The sequence below is a fragment of the Chloroflexus sp. genome (genome assembly GCF_034435895.1).
In the GTDB taxonomy this organism is placed as follows: Bacteria; Chloroflexota; Chloroflexia; order Chloroflexales; family Chloroflexaceae; genus Chloroflexus.
In genome coordinates, this window is record NZ_DAOTWH010000050.1 from 1 (window position 1) to 5,994 (window position 5,994).

The 5,994-nt window shown below is 62.2% G+C and carries 3 protein-coding genes and 2 pseudogenes; 3 read left to right on the plus strand and 2 right to left on the minus strand.

What is annotated here, in order from left to right; genetic code table 11:
- Positions 1-101: 101 nt before the first annotated feature.
- Entirely contained in the window at positions 102-1,343 is a 1,242-nt protein-coding gene (locus tag U9R81_RS03005; protein ID WP_322494052.1) for a putative sugar nucleotidyl transferase, read from the minus strand.
- Positions 1,344-1,990: 647 nt separating this feature from the next.
- On the opposite strand from U9R81_RS03005, the pseudogene U9R81_RS20005 reads away from it, so the two are divergent.
- From U9R81_RS20005 to U9R81_RS03025, 3 genes and pseudogenes are all read left to right on the plus strand, one after another.
- A pseudogene (locus U9R81_RS20005) lies at positions 1,991-4,059 on the plus strand (molybdopterin-containing oxidoreductase family protein).
- A 101-nt stretch (positions 4,060-4,160) separates the two neighbouring features.
- The gene (locus U9R81_RS03020) at positions 4,161-4,838 is read left to right on the plus strand and encodes a family 16 glycoside hydrolase (RefSeq protein WP_322494054.1); all 678 of its coding nucleotides are present in this window, start codon (positions 4,161-4,163) and stop codon (positions 4,836-4,838) included.
- 60 nt (positions 4,839-4,898) lie between these two features.
- A complete protein-coding gene (locus U9R81_RS03025) occupies positions 4,899-5,351 on the plus strand; it encodes a hypothetical protein (protein ID WP_322494055.1) in 453 nt (150 codons plus the stop codon).
- 43 nt (positions 5,352-5,394) lie between these two features.
- Here the strand turns inward: U9R81_RS03025 and U9R81_RS03030 are convergent.
- Positions 5,395-5,994, minus strand: a pseudogene (locus U9R81_RS03030) (permease); the annotation flags it as partial.

Genomic DNA, 5,994 nt, shown 5'->3' on the forward strand with positions numbered 1-5,994 from the left:
CGCGCCGCATCGCGTAACAACTCGTGCGGCGCGTCGGGCTGGCTAGCGCGCACTTCGCGGATCAAGGCATCAACGCTCGGCAAATGATGAAACGACATCGCTCACCCCAACCCATCGCGGCTCGGCTGCGTCAACTCAAACGCCTTGCGCAGCACCTGCTCGTAGCTCGGCGTCAGTTCTCGTTTACGCCGCGCCATCACAATCCGGGCCACGCTGATCATCGTATCGATCCGGTACTCGCGAAACGTCTCGCCGCCCCACGTAAAATGCGGCACATTCTTGGGCGCGCTGTGCATACCGAACACATTCGAGCCGGTGCCGATCATGGTGCCGCCGGTCAGGTGCAGGCCAATGCCTAGCTTGACGTGATCAGCCAGAAAACATCCCAGCTTCAGAATGCCGGTATCGATCTGGCCGATCCCCTCTAGCAACACGCGCACCGAGCCATAGTTGTTTTTCAGATCGGAATTGGTCGTCATTGCGCCGATATTGACCCATTCCCCCAGCCAGCTATGGCCGAGAAAGCCGTCGTGGTGCTTGTTCGAGTACCCCTGAATAATCGATGCCTCAACCTCGCCGCCAACCCGGCAGACCGGGCCGAGACAGGTTTCAGCCCGGATGCGCGCGCTGGCAACCAATGTCCCCGGCCCGATATAGGCCGGCCCCTGAATATAGCTGAACGGCTCAATCTGGGCCGCTTCGACAAACACCGGCCCATCGCGGCTATCGAGCACCACCGGTCCAGCCAACTGCGCTGCCGGATCAACATACACCCGCCGGCCATGGGTGATCACGTGCGGCTGATCAGCCGTCAAGAGCAGCAACCGGCGCGCGAGCAACGGCTCATCGCGAATGAGCTGCTCGCCAGCTTGCGTAATCAGATCCCACGGGTACACGAGCAACGCCGCCGGAACTTGCAGCTCCACCACCCGCGCAAAGCGCGCCAGCTCATCGCGGGCCGCCTCACCCTGCTGCTCGCGCAGATAATAGATGATCGCACTGGCCAACGCCGGCGACACCCGCGCGCCAAGCAACGTCTCACCCACGATGTACACCGTGTTCACCGGCTCGCAGTCAAGCGCCGGCAACCACTCTAGATTGAGCGCGCGCCCATTCACAAACAGGATCGGATCGCTGGTGGCGAGCAACTCGGCCAACCCCCCCGGCGGCCCAAAGTGCGGCATTAGGTGCGGGCGAGCCAACCCGCGCGCCGGACGGCCAAGGATGGCCGCTGCCCGCTCGCGGGTGGTAAACGCGCCGCACCGCAGATCAAAGACCGGACGGGCCTGCACCAAGGTGGCAAAATGGCGCCACAGTTCATCTTCAAACAGAATGAGGGTCATACGGGTTTGGGAAAGACAGCCAATGGATCCCGGCTCGGTTCCCTTCCCAGCATAGCACAGATTGGGGCGCAAGTGATCGCCGTTGTGCAAGAGGGGCTTCACCGATCACCATATTGGCCGGCGCTTGTGCTGGCAAGTTATGTGTTCCCGCTCAGGCATCCCATCCGCTCAAGCAGGAGATTGCTTCGGTCGCTGTGCTCCCTCGTAACGACAGACAGCCGATGTTATTGCGAGCCGCGCACCGCGCGGCAAAGCAATCCCCCACGAACGTGGGAACCACCCCTGCCCGCCGTGGGCATCCCGGGCGCTTCCGCACAGGCATGGCGTTCGCTCAAGCAGGAGATTGCTTCGGGGGCTGCGCCCCCTCGCAATGACAGACAGGCCCGTCGCCCCCTCGCAATGATAGACAGAGCCGACGCCTCTCACACTAACAGGCGGCAAGCGCTCCAAACTGTCATCAACCTGTAATCCACCGATATGCAAATGTTATCCACAAAGTTCGGCCAGTTATCCACATTACGACAATTTGTAGTGGAATATATGGGGATAACGAAGGAACATCGACAAATCCGTTATGACAACGCTACAGTGCCGCTCGCCCGCAGTGCTACAATATGCCTAGCAAGAGCGAAACACTGGAGCGCGCTATGACCACGACCCTGATTCGCGGCTGCTGCCCGCACGATTGCCCCGACACCTGCGGCACTATCACCGAAGTGCGTGATGGCCGCGCAGTAGCGTTTTACGCCGATCCCGATCACCCGATCACGCAAGGGTGGCTCTGCGCTAAAGTGCGCCCTTACCTCGAACGGGTCTACAGTCCGGATCGGCTGCTCTATCCACTGCGCCGGGTGGGGCCGAAGGGGAGCGGGCAGTGGGAGCGGATCAGTTGGGATGAGGCGATTGCGACGATTGCCAGTCGCTGGCAGGCGATTATCGCCGAGTACGGCGCAGCGGCGATCTTGCCCTATTCGTACAGCGGCACGCTGGGATTGTTGCAAACCGCGATCGTCGATGCCCGGCTGTGGAACCGGATGGGGGCCAGCGGCCTTGATCGCGCAATCTGCTGCGCCGCTGCCCACGCTGCTGTCTACGCCACCCTCGGCGCGCGGCGCAGTCCCGATTACGACGATCTGCTGCACAGCCGCCTGATCATCCTCTGGGGGCACAATCCAGCTAGCGCCGGCCCCCACGCAATGCCATTCATCAGGCAGGCGCAGCGAGCCGGCGCGTATGTGGTGGCGATTGACCCGCGCCGCACCGCGACGGCCCGCTCGGCTGATCTGCACCTGCCGATTAATCCGGCTACCGACGGCGCGCTGGCCCTCGGTATGATGCATGTGATCTTTGCCGAGAACCTGCACGACGAAGCATGGTTGGAACAGCATACGGTCGGGTGGCGCGAACTGCGCACCCGCGCCGCCGAGTACGATCCTGAGCGGGTGGCGGCGATTACCGGTTGCCGGCGGCGACTATCATTGATCTCGCCCGCCGCTACGCTACCACCAAACCGGCGATCATCAAGACTGCCGACGGCATCCAGCGCCACCAGAACGGCGGCCAGACCTTCCGCGCGCTGCTCTGTCTGCCGGCGGTGGTGGGCCAGTATGGCGTGCGCGGCGGCGGGTTCGCCTATTCCACCGGCGGCTACGCGACGTGGGATGGCGCCGCGGTTGGGCATGGCGCTGAATGCCCGCCCACCCCGCGTACGATCAACATGAACCGGCTGGGGGCGGCATTGACCGGCGAAGTGACCGATCCGCCGATTATGTCGCTCTTTGTCTATTGCGCCAATCCGCTGGCATCGTCGCCCAACGCTGGCCTGATCGAGCAGGGGTTGCGGCGCGACGACCTCTTCACCGTCGTGCATGACCTCTTTTTGACCGATACTGCGCGCTACGCTGATATTGTGCTGCCAGCGACCAGCCAGCTTGAACATCTCGATCTACACCGCGCCTACGGCCACCGCTACCTCACCCTCAACCAACCGGCGATTGCGCCGTTGGGGGAAGCGAAGAGCAATTGGGACGTGACCCGCTTGCTGGCGGCGGCGATGGGTTATACCGAGCCGTGGCTGCACGAGCGCGCAGAGGAAGCGATTCGCGGCGTGCTCGACGCTTCCCGAGCGCGGAATCCGTTTCTGGCCGGGATTACCTACGAGCGGTTGCAACGCGAGGGTACGGTGCGATTGGCGTTAACACCTGACACCGAAGTGCCGTTCGCCGATGGCCACTTCCCGACTCCGTCGGGCAAGGTCGAGCTATGGAGCGCAACCGTGGCGGCGCAGGGGCTAGACCCGCTGCCCCACTACGAGCCGCCCGCCGAGTATGTGGCTCATCCGCTGGAAGAGGGCTGGCTGACCCTCATCTCAGCCGCGCCGCATCACTTCGTCTCGTCGAGCATGGCCAACCAGCCTAGCCTGCGCGCCAAAGAAGGGCCGCCAAGCATTGAAATCAATCCGGCTGACGCTGCAGCCCGCGGGATTCGCAACGGTGATGAGGTCGTAGTAGGCAACCAGCGCGGCGAATGCCGGCTACGCGCCGTGATCAGCGACAATGTTCCGCCGGGAGTCGTCTTTGCCGCCAAAGGGCATTGGGCTATGCTCTCGCCCGATGGCCGCAATGTCAATTGGACAACACCCGACGCCTTGGCCGATCTCGGCGGCCAGAGCGCCTTCCACAGCAACCGGGTGAAGGTCTGGCGCGCCGGAGAGTGACCCAAAGGCGTCACCACGTCAGAGCGAGTAGCGACGCTGATACAAACCCGCCGGCTGCTGTGCGCTATTGCGCTTGATAATCATTATAAGGAGGCGTCATGATGAAATACGCAAACAGGAGCGACGCCGGCCAGTCGTTCACCGAGTTGGCAATTCTGCTCGGCTTGGTAGCGGCAGTAGTGGTGGTTGGGTTAACGCGCACCGGCGAGGGAACGAGCGACGCGCTCTGCCGCGCTTCCAGCGCGTTTGGCGGGAAATGCGGCGATCTGCTGCGCGATGATTTTTCCAACCTTAACAACTGGACAATTCAAAATGGCCGCTGGCAGATACGCGATGGCCGCCTCTGCATTGATGGCCCCGGAAGGATCTACCGTCCGCTGGATCGGAATGACTACGTGATCAACGTTGATCTAGCCCGGATCACCACAGGCAACGGCTACGGCATTTTCTTCCGTGATTCAGAGGGGGCGCAGTTTAATGGCTACTCATTTCAATACGATCCGGGGTATGGACAAGGAGCATTCCTCATTCGCAAGTGGGTTAATGGCAGCGAGCTGACCACGCCGATTGCCCGCGTGAATGCACCAGCCGGTTACAACTGGTACGGCGCTGATCGGAAAGTGCAGGTTGAAGTGCGTGGCGACACCTTTACCGCCTATATTGACGGCCAACCGGTGGTGCAAGCGCGCGACTCCAGTTTTACCAGCGGCGGCATCGGCTTTCGTAGTTGGGATAATACCAGCGCCTGTTTTGACAATCTCAGCGTGCGGAGGCCGTAAGCTCTGCGCATACGCCAGATAGGTTTGCATTCTCTGCGTCATCAACCAAGGAGGCGAGCGATGTCTGAGCCGAAACATACCCCGCAACCGCCATCTGGTGGCTCAATCGATCCTGAATATTATGTCAAGTGGAAACCGCCTATCATTCCACCCGGCCAAGGGCGGCGTGTGGTGCGCATAGCCATTGCCGTGCTTGCCGTTGCGCTGGTTGTGATGGGAGCAGTCGAGCTGTGGCGCAGCAACTTGATTGCGCTGCCCGGCGGGCGCGGCGATATTGTGGGGCGTGTGGTTGCGCCAACCGGCGGCGCCGTCGTCTTTGTACTGCCGAACCCGACTGAAATCCCGGTTGCCGCTGATGGCAGTTTCACGGTGCCGAATGTACCGTCAGGCCGCCAAATGTTATACGTCGCCTTTTCGGGGATGGCTTGGGAAGTGCCGGTCGAAGTGCCGAATCAAGGAACGGTAGATGCCGGCGTCATCACCGTTGAGGTAACCGCCGAACCGTCCCGGTAATGGCAAGGCGAGGCGGTGGCAGCTACCGCCGCGCCCTCCCAGCCTAACCAACCGCCTCACGCACCCGCTCGAGTGCGGTGATGATCGCCAATGCCCGCTCACGTTCGTCACCCACCATCGTTTTGCACAGTTCAATCAACTCGCCAATCATTTGGCGGCGCTGGTCTGGCGGCGCTGCCATCATCGCATCTACTGCGGCGGCCTCACCACGCAACGCGCCACCCAGCCGATCATCAACCACCGGCGCAGCGCCGAGTACGCCACCCCGCTCGCTCATCGCCGAACCCAGCCGTTCGACGGCGGCGACCATCGTGCTGCGCGCATCGAAATGCACTTGCGGCGGCTCATCGGCGCTACGGAGGCTGATCGTGTAAAAGAGGTCGCTCTCGCGGGCAATTTCACCCTCAACCGTCGTGATCTCCGGCTCAGCCGCTGCCGTTGCTCCTACACCGCCTAGCACTGGTGGTTCACCTGCGCCAACCAGCATCGCCCCCACTGCAAAGTGGCCGTAGTCAGTGCCATGCACCGCAATCTGGTAATCGCCGGCCACCGGATTGTCAATCACTACTAGATTGAGCGCCTTGCCGGCGTGGCCGTAATTGCGCCCGCGCACGCGCCGCCGCCGGCGCCGAGCACGGCTTGG